Below are 20,066 nucleotides of genomic sequence, written 5' to 3' on the forward strand. Positions count from 1 at the left end.
ACTCAGAATAGCCAGTGTGGCAGCCATGATCAGCAGGTTATACCAGTGAGGCGTAACCGCCATGAACAGCATAATAGTGGCCGCCCACATAATACCCACCACCACGGCGTTTATACCCTCCAATGCCCGGTAAATAACCACATACTTTTTCAGGTTATGCCAGATAGGGAAGAAGAATAGCACCAGCAGCAGGCTGGGTAAAAATATAGCCAGCGGCGCCAGTATGCAGCCCAGGAACTGGTAACCCATCCCCAGGTTACGCATTACCATCCCGCCTACATAGGCAGAGAGGGAGAAGGTAGGTCCTGGTAAAGCGCGCATAATACCGGCCCCGGTCAGCAATTCCGTGCCGGTCATGAACTGTGTTTTGGCGCGGGTAACATATTGTTCCAGCATCATGGCAATAAGTATATCGCCGCCGCCAAATACCAGGCTGCCGAAACGGTAAAAGTTCTCGAACAGGTTAAAGGGCCTGCGCGTGATCCAGTTATGGGTACGCGCCAGCTCCGAGAAAAAGCCCGCCAGTATGAACAGCAGCGCAAATAACCATAGGTTGGTCCACTGTATTTTGCGGGGCGCTTCTGTAGAACCGGGAATACGTTTATTACTAAAGTTGGATACAATGCCACCCAGTATGATCAGGGAGGGAAAGGTCCAGGGTGATTTCAGGAAAAGGGCGGCTGCCATGGCCACCAGCATAATAAAAAAAGTAGCTGTATTGCGGATGCTGATCTTATAAGCGCGCAAACCGCCATAAGCCAGGAAGCCTACCGCCATAGGCTGTACGAATTTAAAGATATCTACGTTCAGCGCTTTCTTGTCAAAGTATTGCAGCAGGAAGCTTAAGGAGCCCATTAACAGGCAGGCAGGTGTGATCCAGATCAGCAGGGTCATAAACGCTAACGGTACGCCGCCCCGCTTATAGCCAATAAGCGTAAGGGTTTGCGTGGAGGAGGCGCCCGGCAGCAGCTGGCAGAAAGCGTTGTATTCCATCAGCTCTTCTTCCGTAACATCCTTACGTTGCTGCACAAAGGTTTTCAGCATCATGGCCAGATGGCCCTGAGGGCCCCCGTAAGCCGTAATACTGTGAAACAAAACAGCCTTTAAAAAAGGTATATGACGTAGGAACACAGCCGAAGTTAAAAACAAAATTGAAACATTCAGACCTCAAATAAGCTGAATGGTCATTTTTTCAATCCGATCTCTCTTAAACGCTCGTCTAAATATTCACCGGCAGTAATGGGCGCATATTCCTGTGGGTGCGTATCCGTTACACAGCTTTCCAGACAATCCAGCCGCATACCGGATTTGGGATGCAGGAAAAAGGGGATGGAGTAACGGCTGGTATGCCACATTTCCCGGGGCGGGTTTACCACGCGGTGGGTAGTGGATTTTAAACGGTTATTGGTAAGGCGCTGTAACATATCGCCTACATTCACTACAATTTGTTCCGGCAGGGAAGTAACGGGCACCCAGTTATCCTGTTTGTCCAGGATCTGCAACCCATCTGCAGAAGCGCCTACCAACAGGGTAATAAGGTTAATATCTTCATGCTGCTCGGCACGGATAGCGGATTTAGGTTCCTGTGTAATGGGCGGATAATGGATGGCGCGTAAAATAGAATTACCATTATGCACCTGTGTATCAAAGTAATGCTCATCCAGGCCCAGGAAAATGGCAATGGCCTGCAGCAGGTATTTACCGCTTTTTTCAAAAGCGCGGTATGCTTTATGAAAAGTAGGCGTGAACTCCGGCACCTCTTTTACCATCACATTCGGCGGATATTCATCTTTTACCGGGTCATCATCTTCCACCTCTTGTCCGAACTGGAAAAACTCTTTCAGGTCCGGGGCATCAAAACCCTTGGCATGCTCCTTCCCGAACGAGGTGTAGCCACGCTGGCCGGCCAGCTCAGGGATCTCATACTGGTACTTGGTATCGGAGGGTAACGCAAAAAATTGTTGTACGTATTTATACAGGTCGGCTATCAGCGCATCCGGGATACCATGGTTCTTTACTGCTACAAAACCTACTTCTTCATAGGCTTTTCCTAATGCCTGCACAAAGGCTGCTTTGCTTTTGGCATCGCCGGAGGTAAAGGCGGCCAGGTCTACAACAGGGATGGAGTGGGTGATAGTTGCCATAATGGTTTATTTAGGAGAAATAAAGTTACCGTAAAAATGTAAGATCATGAATTAATAAACGCACAAAAAAGCCCCTTGTACATTGCTGAAGCTGACAAGGGGCGGGGTAACAGGTATGGAGATATATAGAGCGGGGTATAAAAAACTATTGGAGGAAACTCTTTTCCAGGTCGGTAATATCAACCATTGCGTAGCGGGCAACATCATTGATCAGCATTTCATCCATAATATCCACTACGTTCTTATAGTTGGAAGTATTGTCTGCTTTTATCAGCACCATTAATTCATTGTTCCCGAACTTTTCCATTACCTGCCGGCGCTTGCTGCGTATTACATCGCCAATGCCTTTATGTACGGCAAAGCTGCTGTACTGCACCTGTGGCGGGTGTGCAGGGTCGTTACCCATACCTTCATACCAGGCAACACGGTCATGGCTGCCCAGCATAATGGTAAGCGCCTTGCTGTTTGGTAAGGCCATGGAGTCGCCATCAGCACGGGGCATGGTAAGGTCCATTGTTTTTGGTTTTGCAAGGGTGGTGGTGAGCATGAAAAAAGTGATGAGTAAAAAGCCCAGGTCAACCATAGGTGTCATGTCAACGCGGGTGGAATGTACTTTGCGGCGTACGTCGCCCCGGCCGCGCCCAGCGGGCGATGCGGTGTTAAGTTCTGCCATACAACAACAGTTTATATATGAGAAAATGGATGCTGTGTATTAGATGCAGTTCTCAGAGAAATTCCATAAAAATCCATGGTCGATGGTCCATGGTCCATAGCCTTGTACGTGGAAAGATTTGAGCGGGGATTAAGCAAGTGATTATAAATGAAGATGGTCCATCATCCTTGCTGTTACTTTAGATATTCTTCATCTTGTAACATGCAATGGACTATGGACCATCGACTATGGGCCGCGTGGCTGTAAGCCGCGCTACTAAAACTCAGCGCTCTTGGGTGTTCTGGGGAAAGGTATTACATCGCGGATGTTACCCATACCGGTTACAAACAATACCAGCCTTTCAAAGCCCAAACCAAAACCAGCGTGCGGGCAGGCGCCAAAGCGGCGGGTATCCAGGTACCAGCTCAGCTCCTCCGTAGGCAGGTGTAATTCCTGCATGCGTTTTACCAGCTTGTCATAATTTTCTTCCCGCTGGGAACCGCCCACTATTTCACCAATGCCGGGGAATAATATATCCATCGCACGTACGGTTTTACCATCTTCATTCTGCTTCATATAAAAAGCTTTAATGGCAGCAGGGTAATCCGTTAATATCACCGGTTTCTTAAAATGTTTTTCTACCAGGTAACGCTCATGCTCACTTTGCAGGTCGGCGCCCCATTCTTCTATCAGGTAGTTGAACTTTTTGCTTTTATTGGGTTTGCTGTTCTTCAGAATATCAATGGCCTCTGTATAGGTAAGGCGCATAAACTCATTGTTCAGCACAAATTCCAGCTTTTCCAGCAATCCCATTTCACTGCGTTCCTGCTGGGGTTTTTGCTTTTCTTCTTCTGCCAGGCGCTGGGCTAAGAACTCCAGGTCTTCCCGGTTGTGCTGCAATACATATCCGATCACATATTTAATAAATGCTTCGGCCAGGTTCATATTATCTTCCAGGTCATAGAACGCCATTTCGGGTTCTATCATCCAGAATTCCGCCAGGTGGCGGGCGGTGTTGGAATTTTCTGCACGGAAAGTGGGGCCAAAGGTGTAAATATCCCCAAAGGCCATAGCGCCCAGTTCGCCCTCCAGCTGGCCGGATACCGTAAGGTTGGTAGCGCGCCCAAAGAAATCTTCCTTGAAATCAATATCGCCGCTTTCTGTGCGGGGCGGCTTATTCAGGTCCAGTGTGGTTACGCGGAACATTTCACCGGCGCCTTCTGCATCAGAAGCGGTAATTACAGGTGTATGCAGGTATACAAATCCTCTTTCATTAAAGAACTGGTGCACGGCAAAAGCCAGTGAGTGGCGTACACGGAAAATGGCGCCAAAGGTATTGGTACGGAAGCGCAGGTGCGCTATTTCACGTAAGTACTCCAGGCTGGGCCGGTTTTTTAGCTGCAGAGGGTATTTTTCAGGGTCACAATCACCCAGCACTTCCAGCTCGCGGGCTTTCAGCTCCACTTTTTGTCCCTTACCCAGGGAGGCAATGATCTCACCCTTTACGCTAATGGCTGCGCCGGTGGTAAGGCGTTTCAGCAAACCCGCATCTGTACCGGGTTCTATAACTATTTGCAGGTTATTATTGGTAGAGCCGTCATTTAACGCTATAAACTGGTTGTTACGGAACGACCGTATCCAACCTTTTACCGTTACGTCGTATTGTACCTTGTCATCGGCCAATATTTGCTTGACTTTAACTCTTTGGCTCATAATTTGATTTTTAGGACTGCAAAAATAAGGGTTAAACACCAGAGTCCATAACCCGGCAGGATAAGTACCCAATAATAGGTTCCTGCACAATTAGCACAAAAAAATGTTAAATCTGTTAAGAATGCAAAAGGCAATACCAGGGCGGGCTGAAAAAAGGGGCCGGCCGGAACAGGCCACGGCTATGATTTCCGCAAGGTTGAGAGGGGTGTACCCTGCCATGGGCAATGATCTGTAGGGTATACAGGTATCCAACTTTTTTTGGATAATAATAAAAGTTGTATTAATCTTGCAGTTATTATCTGCCTGATCAAGTTTATTATTTCCATCTTCATCAGCAGTTCCTGAACTCAACAATCCCTATCAGATTTAATAACCAAATTAAATTTATTGGACTCAAAAAACAATTATTTGTAATTGGTGTATGTTGGTATGTAGTGGTACCCGCCTAAACACACTCCTAAAAAATTTGACAACACACGATGATGTACGACATCTTACAATTGAACGACATGCTCGTTCCTGAGCTGCTTGACATTGCAGAGAAACTCGATGTGACCAACGCAAAGAAACTTAGCAAACAGGACCTCATCTACAAAATCCTGGACAAGCAGGCAGTGATGGCCTCTGAAGGTAACCCGGCCAACGGCGAAGAAAAGAAAACACGCAAACGGAAACCAACTAAAAAAGACGAAGAAGAAACACCAGTAGCTGAAGAACCTGCCCATGCAGAAGAAAAACCTGCCAAACGTGGAAGAAAACCCGGCGCTAAAACTAAAGGTGCCGACCATGATGATCACGATCAGGAAGATGAGCAGCCGGCGAAACCAGCCGCCCCTAAGTCAAAAACAAAAGATTTTGATATAGACCTGGATAGCATTCCTTCCCTCACATTTGACGACGACGACGATATTGTATTACCGGCTTTTACAGAAGATGAAACACATGAAGAAGAACCGGTTGCAGTAGAGGAGGAAGAAGAGGAAGAGGATGACGACGATGATTTTGTATTACCCGACGAAACGCTTTTCCCCGCTGCCAGCAGCAAGCCGCAGCCGCAGGCCCAGCAGCAGCGCTTCCCGAAAAAAGAACCCGTATTCAATATTGAGTTTGACGGTATAATAGTAAGTGAAGGCGTATTGGAAATGATGCCCGATGGTTATGGTTTCCTGCGCTCATCCGATTATAATTACCTGAGCTCACCGGATGATATTTATGTTTCTCCCTCCCAGATAAAACTGTTCGGTTTAAAAACCGGCGATACCGTGAAAGGCTCTGTACGCCCGCCGAAAGAAGGAGAAAAATATTTTGCTTTACTGAAAGTGGAAACCATCAACGGCAAATCACCGGAAGAAGTGCGCGACCGCGTACCTTTCGATTACCTGACGCCCTTGTTCCCTTTCGAAAAGCTGAGATTAACAACTACTTCCAATAACTACTCCACCCGCATCATGGATATGTTTACCCCCATTGGTAAAGGCCAGCGCGGACTGATAGTAGCGCAGCCTAAAGTGGGTAAAACCATGCTGCTGAAAGAAGTGGCCAACGCTATTGCCACCAACCACCCGGAAGTTTACCTGATGGTGGTGCTGATAGATGAACGCCCTGAGGAAGTAACCGATATGGAACGCAGCGTTAAAGCAGAAGTAATTGCTTCAACCTTTGATGAACCTGCGGAAAAACACGTGAAAGTATCTGCCATTGCATTGCAAAAAGCAAAACGTTTGGTAGAGTGCGGACATGATGTGGTAATACTGCTGGATTCCATTACCCGTTTAGCCCGTGCGCACAATACCGTGGCGCCGGCATCCGGTAAGGTACTGAGCGGTGGTGTGGAAGCCAACGCCATGCAAAAACCCAAACAGTTCTTTGGCGCTGCCCGTAAAATTGAGAACGGCGGTTCCTTAACCATACTGGCTACTGCTTTGATAGACACCGGCTCTAAAATGGATGAGGTGATCTTTGAAGAATTTAAAGGTACCGGTAACATGGAGCTGCAGCTGGATCGTAAGCTGGCTAACAGGCGCGTATTCCCGGCTATTGATGTAACGGCATCGTCTACACGCCGCGATGAATTGCTGCTGGAAAAAGATATGCTGAAACGTATCTACATCCTGCGCAACCACCTGGCCGATATGAACACGGAAGAATCCATGAACTTTATGCTGCAGCACATGCGCGGCACCAAGAACAATGAAGAATTCCTGATATCCATGAACGGATAAACAGCATAACATATTCAGTAAATAAAAAAGTTCCGGCTACAACCGGAACTTTTTTATTAGTATCCTTTTTTCTGCTGCCCCGGTGCAAAGGGTTTGGCAGATTTTGTTCCGTAGATCTTTTTCTGTTGCCCCGGTGGCAGGCCGTTAGGATTATGCGTTGTAACACAGCTGCTTAATAAAATGCCAGCAGCCAGTATTCCGCAGCATACCTGCAAAGCACGATTTTTCATAGTGATATTTTTATATGATACTGCTAAAATACTGCCAATTTAGCTATTACCACCATTATATGCTTCTCCGGGGGCACCTTTTTATAGCGATGAATGCAATGGACCATCGACTATAGACTGTGGACTACCGGTAAAAACTCAGCAGATCCTTCTTCCTCCGCTCCGTTATTTCCAGCTGCGCACCACTGTTTAGCAGTATATGCTGGCTATCATTCATTACACGGTTAATATGCGAAAGCTGTACCATTTGTGTATTGTTCACCTGGTAAAAACGCAGGGGTATAAACAGGTCGGCATAATGCCGGAAGCTGCGCTCCACCTGTAATACAGTACCATCTTCCAGGTAAAAGCTGCAACCTTCCGTACCGGATTCCAGGTACTCAATAGCCGTAGTGCGTATGGTAGTTTCCTGGCTGTTGGCCAGGGGTAAAAGTAAGTTCCAGTTGGCCTGCTTGCCATGGTTAAAATTATCCAGCAATACCCGGTAGCGGTTTTTGCTGGCCTGTGAATTTATACGCTGTGATACCGTTTGCACGGCCTGCAGCAGGCTTTCTTTATCAATAGGTTTTAAAATGATCTCTACTTCACTGAAGCGGATGGCGTGCAGGAATTTTTTTTCAAAAGCAGTTACAAATACGGCTTCAAAAGAGGCATCGTCCTGGGTGCCCTGCAGCACGTCAAACCCGGTGCCATCCGGCATTTCAAGATCCAGGAAAACCAACTGTGGCTGATGTTGCTTTATTTTACTGATGCCGTCTGCGCAGTCAGATGCGGTATCGGCAATTTGCACCTGCGGGCAGTATTTGCCCAGCATCAGGGAAATAATATCCCGGCTGTTACGCTCATCATCTATAATAATCGCTTTTATCATATGTTGATCCAGGGGTCTAACTAAGGCTACTAAAGTTGTGGTATTAAAATTCTTACAATAGTACCGCTTTCTGTAAAATTCCGGGCGAATTTATCAATCACCTCAATATGTATATCCGTATTATACATCTTGTTCAGGAGCTCCGCACGGTTAGAGCTTATTTCCATACCGGATGACTGGTGATGTTTGGGTAAGGTACGCAGCTCTTTAGAGCGGGTAATACCAATACCGTTATCTTCAACAATACATTCCAGTATATCGCCCGGCAGCTGCTGGAAGCGTATGATCAGCCGTCCTATTGGTTGATTGGGATTGGTCATACCATACTTCACAGCATTTTCCACATAGGGCTGCAGCAGCATAGCCGGAATTTCCAGCTCCGTAGTGGCAATCGCCGGATCTACCCTTATATCATACTCCATTTTATTTTCAAAGCGCATTTTTTCCAGGCCAAGATAGGTATTCAGGTAGGTGATCTCGTCTGTTAAGGTAATAAAATTGCGCCGGGAAAAATCCAGTGTTTTGCGTATGAGGTAAGAGAAGTCGGACAGGTATTTTTGTGCATATTCATAATCCCGCTGCATTACAAACAGCTGGATAGAATTCAGGCAATTAAAAATAAAGTGTGGATTGATCTGCGCACGAATGGCTTTCAGCTCTATTTCCGTAAGCTTTTTATCGTACTCTATATTCAGCTGTATTTGCCGCTGCTCTTCCAGCTCCTGCTTTTTGCGCAGTATTTCAGAGGTTTGCTCTTTTACCAGCTCTTCCAGCTGCTCATTGAGCTTACGTTGTAATTCCTTATTCTTATTCAATTGCTTAATAAGCATTTCCTGGGTTTTGGTGCGTTCGTGATGCACCAGTTTGTTGCGGTAGCTTAATCCCGCCAGGAAAAACATGGCCTGTAAAAATACGCCTGCTATCATGGGCATGGTAGGCGCGGAAAACATGCCCAGTGCATTAAAGAAGCCCAGGGGCTTTATCTGGAATATAAAACCCAGCAGGCTGGCCAGGTAATAGCAGATAGAGCCTAACAGGAAAAAACGCACCAGCGGATGGTGGCGGGAACGTTTGGCCAGCGCCACAAATACGATCAGCTGCGGCAGCAGCAGGCCCAGGTATAAATAGCTGTAAATAATACCCGGCACATGGTATAGCTGCTGGCCAATGCAATAAAAGCAAATAATGATCACTCCCCCGGTACAGGCAGCTGCAATGGTAAAAACACGTTCCATGTAAGGGTACCTTTCCTTCAGGTTCAGGAAGGCATTGCCAAACATCAGGTACATGAGGTAAAAGCAGAACAGCAGCGCCGGAATATTCCAGTAATATTTTAACATGGGCCAGCGGTGAAAAACAGACAGCTGGTAAGGCTTGCTTTCCAAACGCAGGGCAAAGAACATTATAAGGCCCAGAATGTAGGCTGCAAAGTACAGGTAAGACCGGTCCGGCAGCTGTATGTAGTTGATAATGGCAATAGTTAGGAATACTAACAGCATGCCCAGCAACACCTGTATCACTACCGCCTCAGCCCGGAAAGTATTGATCTGGTGGTTGCGGAAACGTTCGTACCCCAGGCCATCATACAGCACCGGCATTAGCGCGCTTTCGTTATAGGACCGGTTAATGATGTGCAGTAAAAAAGTACGGGACTGCCCGGCGGGCACCACTACCGGGAATGCATAACGCTCCCAGCGGTTTACATTGCCACGGTCCAGCATTAAACCGGTTTGTGACAGCAGCTGGTAGTGATCATGCATACCGGCATACCAGTACATAAAGTCGTGCCAGCCGGTAAAAAAAGTAAGGCTGCTGTCTTTAAGGCCGGTATTGCGTATGGTGAATTTCAGCCAGCAGTTATGCGGCTGTTTGTTATACCTGGGCTGGGCGTGAAACAGCCCGGGCTGCTGTGTAAATGTTTGCTGGTTAATCTGAGAAAGGGAAAAGGAGCGGCCGGGTATGTCCAGGCTGTACACGTAGGGGCGCAGGTCTGCGCTGGCAGGTGGCGCCCCCATATCTATTGATAAAGTATCTTCAGTGGGTGGTTGGGCGTATATGCCAGCGGAATAACAAATGAATAAGAATAAATAAGCGATCCGCTTCACAGGTATTTAATATATGTTTATAACAAACCGTCAATGGTTTTGGCCAACCGGTGATCTTTTTCCGTTATCACATTGCCTGCATCATGCGTGTTCAGGTATATTTCTACCTTGTTGTAAACATTGGTCCAGTATGGATGGTGATCCATTTTTTCTGCGGCCAGCGCTACTTTGGTCATAAAAGCAAAGGCTTCCTTAAAGTCACTGAACTCGAAAGAACGGTACAGTTGATTGTTCTTCTCTTGCCACATAAAATAGGTTTATGTTAAACAATAAAATGCACGGAGCTGGTAACGGGAATCCCTAAACGGTTTACTGTCCTTTCTTGTCCTGTTAAAATATAAGGTTCACCTTATTCTTGATATCTCTTAGGTCCAATAAAGATACTAATTGTACTAGCTCTACGCGGCGTAATTCCTCTGTTAATTTTTTCACATCCTGCAGCTGGTAATAATCCCCTTTGATCAGCCACAGGTAATCTATATTCTTTAATTCAGGCAACAAAAACTCTGCCTTGCAGTGATTATTGTAAAGATAGTGTGATACGGACTTTGTAGGCTCCTGAAATTCAAATACTGTAAAATAAAAAGCGCGCTGGTGTTTGGTCAGTTTTATTTCCAGGGAATTATTTACCCGGAAATGATAGAACAGCTGTTTATTCAATTGCCAGCACAGCTGATAATCACGGGCAGCAGATACAATGCCCACCAGGTGGGTACAATCAAAGAAATCTTCTACCAGCTGATCTTGATCCAGCTTAAGTTTTAATGCCGACATAATAAATATTCAGGATAACAGGCCGTGGTAATTTGTTATCTGTTTGTTATTGAAATCTACACTTCGTTTTTTTTGCCCGCTGCTTTTCTTCTTGTCCCTTTTTGGGAGGTTACCGGGTCCCAAAATACGGTTTTAAAATCTTGAATTTTATCTTTCTTTATAATAATTCCTTCCTGCTCCAGCAGCTCCTGCATAAGGGTAGGGGTTTCAAAATGATCTTTGCCACTTAATACCCCGCTGCTGTTCACCACGCGGTGTGCGGGTATGGGCGGTTTGGCAGTGGAGGCTGCATACATGGCCCAGCCTACCATGCGTGCGGTGATACGAAGGCCGGAAGCTTCTGCCAGCGCACCATAAGAGGTTACACGGCCTTTGGGTATTTGCCGCACTAATTCATATACCCTTGGAAAAAAGGAGTTAGTCTCCGCTGGGTCCTTTTTCCTGCTGCTTTTGGCGGGCGGCAAGGAGGGTGGTTCTTTTGGGCTCCGGGACTTTTTCATAATCAAATGGACAATGTTTACAGCCATTTCCACAACAGTTTCCGCGGTTCAGGTGGTACTGTGCGGTAAATACCATATAGCCGTGTTCGTTATAATAAAAATCAATATGCTCCTTCAGTGGCTGCATCTGCAGTTAGCTTTATCTCACGCCAGTTAATGGGCGTAACCGGCAGGCGGAAACGCAGGTAGCGGATGGTGCGCCCGTTGCTCAGGTGCATGCCTTCATAAAATGTTTTGATCTGTAGCAGGGCGGGTACTTCCGGCAGCGCATATACGTCGCTGATATCTTCCAGGGTTTCACAATTACAGGCCGCTATTACTTCTTTGGTAAAAGCATACAGCTCCGGGCTGTCTGTTTTCAGATTAATAGTGGCGCCCGGCGCCAGCAGTGGCTGGTACAGCTGCAAAAATTTGGGATGGGTAAGCCGCTTTTTTGATTTTGACTGGCGCAGGAAGGGGTCGGGGAAAGTGATCCAGATCTCGCCTATTTCTCCCGGTGCAAAATACCGGTCCAGCTTATCGATCTGGGTGCGCAGGAAGGCTACATTCCGTAAAGGTTCCTCTATAGCAGTTTTAGCGCCCCGCCATATACGGTTACCCTTCAGGTCCACACCCAGGAAGTTCTGTTCCGGGAACCGCCGGGCCAGCGCCAGGGTATAATCCCCCTTGCCACAGGCCAGCTCCAGGGTAAGCGGATTTTGATTGCCAAAAAAGCCGGCCCACTTACCAGGCATGTTCTCCGGGTATATCAGCACATTCGGAAAAGTCTCGATCTCAGCAAAACGCTGCAGTTTCTTTTGTCCCATTAGCGCAAAAATATCTCATTTGCAGGTTTTGTTCATCAAAATCAAAGGAAAGATGCAGATCTTATGAAGCTATTCATATTATAATGGATATATTTGACGGCAGGGGACGCAGGTGGGCAACGATCTGTTTTGGATGCGGCTAAGAAACAAAACGGCCGTTCCAATTACTTGAAACGGCCGTTAAAAGCTGTAGGAGAAGGATTCGAACCTCCACGGGGCAGTTAGCCTTAGCACAAATAAGATTAGTGGTCAACCCATTACGCTATGTTTATCCTGGACTCCCCACCCTCGAGACAAGAGGGCATGTCTGCCAATTCCATCACCCCACAGTATATGTTGGCGATTTGTTCCGGAAGGCGTGGGCTACTTTTTAGCCTGGCTTATTTCCGTTTTCCAAACTTTCAATGATGCAAATCTAAATAGAGAGGGGATTTTTTGCAAATTTTTTAAGAAAAATTTTTGAAATTTCGATATTTTTTAAATATTTGCATGGGTATTTAAAACAATCAAAAACAAATTGTAAAAATGAGCCACAATTTGAATATTGACAAACTTGATCTTCAGATCATCAGTGAAATGATGAACAACGCAGAGATCTCCTACGCTGACCTCGGGAAGAAATTGTTTGTTTCCGGTGGAACGATCCACGTAAGAATGAAGAAACTACAAGAACTGGGTATCGTTAAAGGTACAAAATTACATGTAGATTTAAAAATGATCGGGTACGATGTAATAGCCTTTATTGGTATTTACCTGGAAAAAAGTTCAATGTACGACACCGTGGCCAAAGAACTGCGCAAGATCCCTGAAATGGTACGCCTGAACTATACAACCGGCAGCTATAGCATGTTTGCAGAGATCATCTGTAAAGACATTACCCAGCTTCGGAGAATATTACACGATGAGCTGCAGAAGATCAAAGGCATTGAAAGAACGGAAACCCTCATTTCCCTGGAAGAGAGCTTTTACCGTACCATCAATGTAGTTGAGTAGCCCTGAGCAATTCCCGTTGTGAAAAGAACGTTGTGAACTAAAACTTAACAAGCTAACACTGAACTGTAGCCACTGTAGGTAAGCATAACCTCCTTCACGTACCATGAATAATACAGCATTATTCATTTAAAAATCTTTGCAGCAGCGCCGCTACCAGCGCAGGATCCGCCTTTTCCAGCGGATGCGGGGTGCCGGGCAGCACGGCCAGCTGCGCCTGGGGTAAGGCACGGTACACTTCCACCGTTTCTGTTAAGGTTACCATGGTATCCCGGTCGCCCAGCATCAGCAGGGCGGGGATAGTAATGGTTGCATAGTCTTCCGCTGCCAGCAAAGGCTGCGCGCCCAGCTGCTGCATGAGCGCGGCCGTATGGGATAGCACCTTTTTCCAGCCCTGCCGGGCATGGCGCTGCTCTAAAGCCGTAGCAAAGGCAGGCACCTTTTGCTCAATAACCGCAGCATCCAGCATATTTACCTCTTTGGCGGCAATAGCGGCATTCCAGTGGTACTTGGTAGCTAATGTGATCACTTTACCTACCCGCTGCGGATAATGCCTGGCCAGGTACATGGCTACATACCCGCCCATGCTGTAACCAAAAAGGGTGACGGAATTCAGCTTCAGCGCATCCAGCTGTTCCAGCACCTGCTGTGCCAGCAGCGGCACGCTAACGCCTTCCGGGGCCGGCTCAGCCAGGCCATGGCCTATAAAATCAAAGGTGTGAATGGTGTGCTGTTCTTCTAACAGGGAGCGCAGCGGTAAAAATTGTGCTTGAGTGCCCAATGCGCCGTGTAGCATTAAAATGGCAGGCATATTGTAAAGTATATTTGAGGTTTTTTTGCTAAGTTTGCAGCTACGGTTACTTCACAGCAAAGTACACTTTATTCCTTACTTTGTTTCTTCGCGTAAAGTTGACTTAACAATCCGAACAAATTTATTGACGTTTATATTATAGATAATTCATCTAATGGAATACAATACAACCCGTAATCATTTAATAATGAAGGAATACGGCAGGAATATTCAGAAAATGATCGAATACCTGCTGAGCCTTGAAGATGAGGAGCAACGCCAGGGCCAGGCTATGGCCTTAATAGAGCTGATGGGCACCCTGAACCCCCACCTCAGGAACGTAGAGGATTTCCGGCATAAGCTGTGGGATCACCTGTTCCTGATCTCCGATTTTAAGCTGAACGTAGAATCTCCCTACCCCATACCCACCCGGGAAACGCTGAAATACAAGCCTGAAAAGCTTACGTATCCTAAAAAATATCCCAAGCTGCGCCACTTTGGCAAAAACCTGGAAATGGTGATCGACAAAGCCCTGCATGAAGAGAACCCGGAGAAAAAAGAAGGGTTTACCCAATGTATCGGCAACTACATGAAACTGGCTTACAGCAACTGGCATAAAGAAAGTGTGCATGACGATGCGGTTCGTTCTGAGCTGAGCACCATTACCAACGGGCAGCTGGAATACCATGCCGGGGCCGGCAGCAGCCATGCGGCTACAGCCAGCTTCAGCGGGGGTAACAGTGGTAATGAGTTTCCCCGCAGCGGTAACACCGGCGGCGGTGGCGGCAGCATGAAGCGCAAATCCTTCCAGCAAAATAAATTCAAGAGCAACAACGGCAAAGCCGGTGGTAAGCACAGCAACAATAAGTATAATAACAAAAACAGGAACAAGTGAGCAGTGCTTTTGAAGTAAGGGGCGGTAACCGCCTCAAAGGGGATATTGTGCCCCAGGGCGCCAAGAACGAAGCATTACAGATCATTAGCGCGGTATTGCTTACGCCGGAGAAGGTGATCATCAGCAACATCCCGGACATCCTGGATGTGAACCTGCTGATAGAGCTGCTGGCAGATATTGGGGTAGCTGTGAACCGCGTATCGCGTGATACCTGCGAATTTACCGCTGCCAATATAGATATGGCTTACCTCCAGAGCGCGGAATTTAAAAAGAAATCCGGCCGCCTCAGGGGCTCTGTAATGATAGCCGGCCCGCTGCTGGCCCGCTATGGCAAAGCTTATATTCCCAAACCCGGGGGTGATAAAATAGGCCGCCGCCGCCTGGATACACATATTATTGGTTTTGAGAAGCTGGGCGTACAGTTTGTGTACGATACAGATGATAACTTCTTCCGCCTGGAAGCTGCAGACGGTTTAAAAGGCACCTATATGCTGCTGGATGAACCTTCTGTAACCGGTACCGCCAATATTATAATGGCGGCCGTAATGGCCAAAGGCACCACCACCATTTACAACGCTGCCTGCGAACCCTACATACAACAGCTGTGCAAAATGCTGAACAGCATGGGGGCTAACATCAGCGGGGTAGGCTCCAACCTGATCACCATTGAGGGCGTAACTTCCCTGAAAGGCTGCAGCCATGCCATGCTGCCGGATATGATCGAAATAGGCTCCTTTATAGGGCTGGCTGCCATGACGCAGAGCGAGATCACCATCCGCAACGCCGGGGTGGAGCACCTGGGTATTATACCGGAAAAATTCCGCCAGCTGGGTATTCACCTGGAGCTGAGGGGCAATGATATTTATGTACCCGCACAGGATTCTTACGAGATACAAACCTTCCTGGATGGGTCTATCCTTACCATGTACGATCATCCCTGGCCGGGTTTTACGCCTGACCTGCTGAGCATTGTGCTGGTAGTAGCCACCCAGGCTAAGGGCAGTGTAATGATCCATCAGAAAATGTTCGAGAGCCGCCTGTTCTTTGTGGATAAGCTGATAGATATGGGCGCCCAGATAGTGCTGTGCGATCCGCACCGCGCCGTTGTAATAGGCCTGGGCCGGGAGCATGCGCTAAGGGGTATCACCATGTCATCGCCCGACATACGGGCAGGGGTGGCCCTGCTGATCGCTGCCCTGAGCGCAGAAGGCAAAAGCACTATTCAGAATATAGAACAAATAGACCGCGGCTACCAGTATATTGATGAGAGGCTGAGAAGGCTGGGCGCGGATATTAAACGCGTATAAATTTTCAATTACGAATTACGAATTGGGTGCTTCGCTACTGCGGGTTTTATATGGGACCAACATTTCACATAACTACTTCAATAGCGTTCAACCAATTCGTAATTGAATAATTCGTAATTCGTAATTCACTCGGATGGACCATAAGATCATCATCATCACCGCCCCCTCCGGCGCAGGTAAAACCACTATTGTAAGAAGATTGTTAGCGGAACTGCCGCAGCTGGCATTCTCTATTTCCGCCAGTACCCGTACCCCCCGGGAAAATGAAGTGCACGGGCGCGACTATTACTTCCTTTCTACCGACGAATTTCATCAGAATATTGAGGCCAATGCCTTTGCAGAATACGAAATGGTATATGTAGGCAAGTACTATGGTACCCTTAAAAGTGAGCTGCAGCGCATCTGGGACCTGGGCAAGGTGCCCATGGTGGATATTGACGTAAAAGGCGCTGTATCCATAAAGGAAAAGTACCAGCAGGCGGCCCTTACCATTTTTATACAGCCGCCCTCCCTGGAAGCGTTGCGTGAGCGCCTCAGTGAGCGGGGAACAGAAACACAGGCCTCCCTGGAAGAGCGCCTGGCCAAAGCCCGCTATGAGCTTTCTTTTGCCCCGGAATTTGATGAAATAGTGCTGAATGATGACCTGGAAAAAGCATATGCCGCGGTAAAAGCGCTGGTTTTGAACTTCATACAAATTTAACGGCCCCCTGAAGGGGCCCTCTCCCTCAGAAAATACCTATAAATACCGGTGAATGGTGAAATACGCTTGCATGCAATTTGCAGTGGCGTCATTCGCAATTATGTAAAATCTTATATTTGTTGGAATGGACAGTTATACTACCCTAATATTGGTTGGACTGGTGTTGCTGGCCGGTTTTTTTGCCGGTCTGGAAACAGCCTTTGCCAATGTGAATAAGCTGAGTATTGAGCTTAAAAAGAAGCAGGGCAGGGCCACCGGCAAGATCCTGGCTACCTTTAATGAGAACCCGGCCCGGTTCCTGGCTACCAGCCTGCTGGGCCTTGGCATTATACTGGTTATTTACGGGATCATGTTTGCGGGCATTTTCCAGCCCCTGTGGGAATCTACCGTAACGCCCTCGCTGAGCACCAGCTATCAGCCCCTTTTGCTGTTAATGGAGGTTCTAGTGGCCACCTTTATGGTGCTTTTCCTGGGCTTTTTTATACCCCGGGCCATTTTCCGCTCCCGGCCTGAAGCGCTGCTAAGCTTTTTTGCCTTACCCATTTCGGTTATTTCCAAGCCGTTATACGTAATAGGCAACCTGCTGGTATCTATTTCCGAATGGATCCTGAAATACCTGTTCAACGTAAGGATCATGGAAAACAGGCCTTCTTTTGTGCGGGTGGATGTGGAGCATTTCATACGCCAGTCGCAGCAGCACTTTGCAGAAAGCCAGGAGCTGAATACGGAGCTGTTTGAAAATGCGCTGTCGCTGGCCCATGTAAAGATCCGGGGCTGCTTAATACCCCGGAAGGAGATAGAGGCGCTGGAAATAGTGAGCCCTATTGCAGATGCACGGCGTAAGTTCATGGAAACCAAGCTGTCGAAAATTATTATTTACGAGAATACCATCGACAATATCCTGGGGTACATTCACCAGCTGGATATGTTCAAGAACCCGGCGGATATTACGGCCATTATACACCCTATTATGGTGGTGCCCGAAACCATGAGCGCCATAGACCTGCTGAGCAAGTTCAATAAAGAGCGTAAAAGTATTGCCTGGGTGGTGGACGAGTTTGGCGGCACGGCCGGCATTGTAACCATAGAGGATGTGCTGGAAGAGATCTTTGGCGAGATCAAGGATGAGCATGATGTAGAGGAGTTTGTAGAAAAACAGATTGCTGAAAAGGAATATATCTTCTCCGGCCGCCTGGAGCTGGATTACCTGAATGAGCGCTATGGATTTGATTTTCCGGAGGATGAGAGTGAAACGCTTTCCGGTTACATTATTAACCACCACGAGACTATTCCCCGGCTAAAAGAGCGTATTATTATAGACGATTACGAGTTCGATGTGCTGAATGTAACAGATACGCGCATTGAAATGGTGAAGATGAAAATTTTAGCTTAGGGTACAACCCGCTATGGTTCCGGTGTTTAGCAGAGATAAACAAATCCTGAAAAAGAAATAAGAACCAATTCTTGACATTGTCTATATTTTTTTAATATATTTGCAGTGTGAGAAGGGAAAGCCTGCAAAAACGATTGAGTGGAAATATTTGCTAAATCGTTTTAAAAAAAGTCTTAGGAATTTAACATGGATTTTATACATTTGCTACAGACGATGTAACACTATTATTTGATTTTTGTTAAAGGGTTGTAAAAAATATTGTTACAACGTTGATAATAAAATAATTCTTTCTATTTTTGTGATAGAAATTTAGACGCAACCAGAGATAAAACTTATTTTGAAAGCTTGCCATCAATCGAATAAGCAGCAGATCTGGAAGCAGAAGACATTCTCGAATTCAACTTTTTTGGGGTTAACAAACAATGGATGAAAGGCCGGCTCTTGATTCTTCTCGGGCTGGCTCTTTTTTTGTACCTACTCCATCGCCGCCTGTGTAGCTCACCTATACCTCCGCACCCTTCCATTTAAAGCGTTAAATAAGCCTTCATCTACATTTTTACCTATTGCTTGGAGCCTTTCTATATATTTGTGCTCTTGATTTTGATTTCATTCTACACCGAGCTACTTTAATACGATGTTCAAGAAGATTTTCGCGAATAATAGTGACAAGGCAGAAATGTCTTTTTTCGACCACCTGGAAGACCTGCGCTGGCACATTATCCGGTCAGTGATAGCCATTTCGGTGTTTAGCATTTTTGGTTTCGTATATACTAAAGAGATACTGGACAATGTGATCTTTGGACCTACCAATGCTAACTTCCCTTCTTACATACTGATGTGTAAGGTAAGCCACTGGGCTGGCCTGGGCGATAAGATGTGTATCACCCCTGTAAAGGTGCAGTTCCAGAACTTTAAGATGGCCGGGCAGATCATGCTGCAGTTTAAGCTGGCCTTTATCCTGGGCCTGGTGCTGGCCTTCCCTTATATCTTCTGGGAGTTCTGGCGCTTTATTAAACCTGCATTAAAGGAAAGAGAGCTGAAAGGCGCCCGGGGCATTATCTTCTGGGTATCGTTCCAGTTCTTTTTAGGTGTGGCATTCAGCTATTTCCTGATGGCGCCTTTTACCATTAACTTCCTGGCCGGTTACACAGTAACAGATAAAGCAGTGAACCAGTTCTTCCTGGATGATTACTTCTCTTTAATGACACAGATCATACTGGGTATGGGTGTGTTGTTTGAGCTGCCGATACTGGTATTCTTCCTTACCAAAATAGGCTTGTTAACGCCGGATTTCATGCGCTCTTACCGCCGCCATGCTATTGTGGTGATACTGGTGCTGGCAGCGGTTATTACGCCACCGGATGTGGTGGATCAGCTGATCGTATTTACACCGCTGTATTTGCTGTATGAAATCAGTATCTTTATATCCAAGAAGGCTCTGAAAGATATGGATGACAGCGATCGCCGCCCGGTAGTAGATGAAGAGTGGTCTTAAAGATTTTAGATATTATGATTTACGATTTTAGATTTCAATCTTAAATCGTAAATCTAAGATCGTAAATATGAAAGCTAATGCAACATCCACCATTATTTAACATGTCATTACCCGTAGCCGTTGGTTCCGACCATGCCGGGTTTGAATATAAAGAAGAAATTATTTCTTACCTGGAAGGCCTGGGCCTGCAGGTGAAAGATTTTGGCGCACATTCAAAAGATTCAGCCGACTATCCGGATTATGCGCATCCCGTAGCTACCGCAGTAGAAAGGGAAGAAGTAGCCTTTGGCGTATTGGTATGCGGCAGCGCAAACGGGGTGGCCATTACCGCTAATAAACACCAGGGCGTACGCGCTGCCATTTGCTGGGGCGAAGAGCTGGCCAGGCTGGCACGCGGGCACAATGAGGCTAACATCATCTGCATTCCCGCCAGGTTTGTAGATACCGATGTAGCCAGGCAAATGATCAATGTATTTATA

The 20,066-nt window shown here is 46.8% G+C and carries 21 protein-coding genes; 8 read left to right on the forward strand and 13 right to left on the reverse strand.

The window, feature by feature from the left end:
• The 4 genes from VIM87_RS29395 to asnS form a co-directional block, all read right to left on the reverse strand.
• Positions 1–1,095 (reverse strand): chromate transporter (locus VIM87_RS29395; protein ID WP_332000431.1); only part of this gene is annotated, 1,095 nt, incomplete at its 3' end.
• An 89-nt stretch (positions 1,096–1,184) separates the two neighbouring features.
• Positions 1,185–2,144, reverse strand: a complete 960-nt coding sequence (locus VIM87_RS29400) for an isopenicillin N synthase family dioxygenase (RefSeq protein WP_332000432.1) — start codon at positions 2,142–2,144, stop codon at positions 1,185–1,187.
• Positions 2,145–2,289: 145 nt separating this feature from the next.
• Positions 2,290–2,817, reverse strand: a complete 528-nt coding sequence (locus VIM87_RS29405) for a biopolymer transporter ExbD (protein ID WP_332000433.1) — start codon at positions 2,815–2,817, stop codon at positions 2,290–2,292.
• Between the two features lie 255 nt (positions 2,818–3,072).
• On the reverse strand, positions 3,073–4,509 hold the full coding sequence (gene asnS / locus VIM87_RS29410; protein ID WP_332000434.1) for an asparagine--tRNA ligase: 1,437 nt from the start codon (positions 4,507–4,509) through the stop codon (positions 3,073–3,075).
• Between the two features lie 509 nt (positions 4,510–5,018).
• Here asnS and rho point away from each other — a divergent pair.
• Entirely contained in the window at positions 5,019–6,731 is a 1,713-nt protein-coding gene (rho, locus tag VIM87_RS29415) for a transcription termination factor Rho (RefSeq protein WP_414649679.1), read from the forward strand.
• Between the two features lie 56 nt (positions 6,732–6,787).
• Here the strand turns inward: rho and VIM87_RS29420 are convergent, their stop codons facing one another.
• From VIM87_RS29420 to trmB, 8 genes are all read right to left on the reverse strand, one after another.
• Complete coding sequence (locus tag VIM87_RS29420; protein WP_202909143.1) at positions 6,788–6,961, reverse strand: hypothetical protein; 174 nt, start codon at positions 6,959–6,961, stop codon at positions 6,788–6,790.
• Between the two features lie 124 nt (positions 6,962–7,085).
• Complete coding sequence (locus VIM87_RS29425; RefSeq protein ID WP_332000435.1) at positions 7,086–7,832, reverse strand: LytR/AlgR family response regulator transcription factor; 747 nt, start codon at positions 7,830–7,832, stop codon at positions 7,086–7,088.
• A 29-nt stretch (positions 7,833–7,861) separates the two neighbouring features.
• On the reverse strand, positions 7,862–9,847 hold the full coding sequence (locus VIM87_RS29430; protein WP_332000436.1) for a histidine kinase: 1,986 nt from the start codon (positions 9,845–9,847) through the stop codon (positions 7,862–7,864).
• Between the two features lie 107 nt (positions 9,848–9,954).
• Positions 9,955–10,185, reverse strand: coding sequence for a 4a-hydroxytetrahydrobiopterin dehydratase (locus tag VIM87_RS29435; RefSeq protein WP_332000437.1), 231 nt, complete (start codon positions 10,183–10,185; stop codon positions 9,955–9,957).
• Positions 10,186–10,267: 82 nt separating this feature from the next.
• Positions 10,268–10,711: an IPExxxVDY family protein gene (locus VIM87_RS29440; RefSeq protein WP_089907408.1), complete on the reverse strand. Its 444-nt coding sequence runs from the start codon at positions 10,709–10,711 to the stop codon at positions 10,268–10,270.
• A gap of 56 nt (positions 10,712–10,767) precedes the next feature.
• Positions 10,768–11,211: an MGMT family protein gene (locus tag VIM87_RS29445; RefSeq protein WP_332000438.1), complete on the reverse strand. Its 444-nt coding sequence runs from the start codon at positions 11,209–11,211 to the stop codon at positions 10,768–10,770.
• Positions 11,129–11,338: a DUF5522 domain-containing protein gene (locus VIM87_RS29450; RefSeq protein WP_332000439.1), complete on the reverse strand. Its 210-nt coding sequence runs from the start codon at positions 11,336–11,338 to the stop codon at positions 11,129–11,131. The genes VIM87_RS29445 and VIM87_RS29450 overlap by 83 nt, the downstream gene beginning before the upstream one ends.
• Positions 11,313–12,017, reverse strand: coding sequence for a tRNA (guanosine(46)-N7)-methyltransferase TrmB (trmB, locus tag VIM87_RS29455; protein WP_217602768.1), 705 nt, complete (start codon positions 12,015–12,017; stop codon positions 11,313–11,315). The genes VIM87_RS29450 and trmB overlap by 26 nt, the downstream gene beginning before the upstream one ends.
• A gap of 525 nt (positions 12,018–12,542) precedes the next feature.
• On the opposite strand from trmB, the gene VIM87_RS29460 reads away from it, so the two are divergent.
• Positions 12,543–13,010 (forward strand): Lrp/AsnC ligand binding domain-containing protein, encoded by a 468-nt coding sequence (locus tag VIM87_RS29460; RefSeq protein WP_029465139.1) that lies wholly within the window; start codon positions 12,543–12,545, stop codon positions 13,008–13,010.
• Positions 13,011–13,128: 118 nt separating this feature from the next.
• Here the strand turns inward: VIM87_RS29460 and VIM87_RS29465 are convergent, their stop codons facing one another.
• Positions 13,129–13,818 (reverse strand): alpha/beta fold hydrolase, encoded by a 690-nt coding sequence (locus VIM87_RS29465; RefSeq protein WP_332000440.1) that lies wholly within the window; start codon positions 13,816–13,818, stop codon positions 13,129–13,131.
• Positions 13,819–14,005: 187 nt separating this feature from the next.
• Between VIM87_RS29465 and VIM87_RS29470 the strand changes: the two genes are divergently transcribed.
• The 6 genes from VIM87_RS29470 to VIM87_RS29495 form a co-directional block, all read left to right on the forward strand.
• Positions 14,006–14,692, forward strand: a complete 687-nt coding sequence (locus VIM87_RS29470; protein WP_414649678.1) for a DUF4290 domain-containing protein — start codon at positions 14,006–14,008, stop codon at positions 14,690–14,692.
• Positions 14,689–15,999 (forward strand): UDP-N-acetylglucosamine 1-carboxyvinyltransferase, encoded by a 1,311-nt coding sequence (gene murA, locus VIM87_RS29475; RefSeq protein WP_332000442.1) that lies wholly within the window; start codon positions 14,689–14,691, stop codon positions 15,997–15,999. Before VIM87_RS29470 ends, murA begins: the two co-directional genes overlap by 4 nt.
• A 133-nt stretch (positions 16,000–16,132) precedes the next feature.
• Positions 16,133–16,699 carry a guanylate kinase gene (gmk, locus tag VIM87_RS29480; protein WP_332000443.1) on the forward strand — a complete coding sequence of 189 codons (567 nt, stop codon included), beginning with the start codon at positions 16,133–16,135 and terminating at the stop codon, positions 16,697–16,699.
• Positions 16,700–16,823: 124 nt separating this feature from the next.
• Positions 16,824–18,092 carry a hemolysin family protein gene (locus VIM87_RS29485; RefSeq protein ID WP_332000444.1) on the forward strand — a complete coding sequence of 423 codons (1,269 nt, stop codon included), beginning with the start codon at positions 16,824–16,826 and terminating at the stop codon, positions 18,090–18,092.
• A gap of 634 nt (positions 18,093–18,726) precedes the next feature.
• Positions 18,727–19,587, forward strand: a complete 861-nt coding sequence (gene tatC / locus VIM87_RS29490) for a twin-arginine translocase subunit TatC (protein WP_332000445.1) — start codon at positions 18,727–18,729, stop codon at positions 19,585–19,587.
• A gap of 101 nt (positions 19,588–19,688) precedes the next feature.
• A partial coding sequence (locus VIM87_RS29495) for an RpiB/LacA/LacB family sugar-phosphate isomerase (RefSeq protein ID WP_332000446.1) occupies positions 19,689–20,066 on the forward strand: 378 nt, incomplete at its 3' end.

Source organism: Chitinophaga sp., assembly GCF_036569125.1.
Classification (GTDB): domain Bacteria; phylum Bacteroidota; class Bacteroidia; order Chitinophagales; family Chitinophagaceae; genus Chitinophaga.